The organism is Oleiphilus sp. HI0125 (genome assembly GCF_001635355.1).
Map to the genome: position 1 here is coordinate 1 of NZ_LWGF01001435.1, position 900 is coordinate 900.

At 43.0% G+C, this 900-nt stretch carries 1 protein-coding gene; it reads right to left on the reverse strand.

Features of this window, described 5'->3' with window-relative positions:
- A partial coding sequence (locus A3762_RS24465) for an AraC family transcriptional regulator (RefSeq protein WP_255375085.1) occupies window positions 1–894 on the reverse strand: 894 nt, incomplete at its 3' end.
- Window positions 895–900: the final 6 nt, after the last annotated feature.

Genomic DNA, 900 nt, shown 5'->3' on the forward strand with positions numbered 1-900 from the left:
GTAAGCGCCTGGACTTATGCCTGTCCAACGTTTGAACGCGCGCTGAAATGATGATGGTGAAGAAAATCCTAGAATAAACGTAATTTCAGTGAAGTTGAGCCCTGTATCTCTCACATAGCTCTGAGCCAAGGCGTTACGTGTATTATCTAATAGTGTTTGATAATGATGACCTTCCTGCGCTAGTTTTCTCCTAAGCGTCCAGCCTGCTAATCCAAGTTTTTTCCCTATCAAGTCAATTTCCGGTGGTGTACCGCTAAGGTTTTCAGAGATCAAATCTATGACTTGGTCTGAAATGCTTTTTCCTGATTTCCAAGTCATAAGTTCTTGTTCGCATATAGCCTGCATTTTTGAGAATGTTGGTTGATGGGACTGATTGAGCACGAATGTCTCGTGTCCTCGCTTAAGGATCAATGCATTTTTTGATTGGCCAAATAAAACGGGGCATTGAAAAAAGTCTTCGAAATCTTCTTTGTATGATGGCAAAGGGTATTCGATCTCAATATGGTGACATTCAGCTTCGGGGCAATGACGTTGAGTGAAAGACCGCCATGAGGCGAGCATCGTGTCGACAACAAAATAGTTATACCTATTGTATGGGCTAATGGAATAAAACTGACAATGAAGCCGGCCATCTTTCATAAAATGAGATGACTTTCCCCTAGTGTTGCGACTGTTTAGTAGCTCCATATCAATGATATGTGACAAGGATTGTTGAAGTGTTGGCGCGCAGGCCGCTGTATATCCCGCAAGCCCAATATGGCTATCTAAGGTGTTTCTTCCAAATTCTAAGCCAATTGATGGACTTCGCGTCATGCGAGCGGCTTCTCTCCCTAGTCTCATATACTTAGGAATACTGATTCGTGCGTCTGGTGTGCTGAGGTGTTCATTATTCAGTCCAAA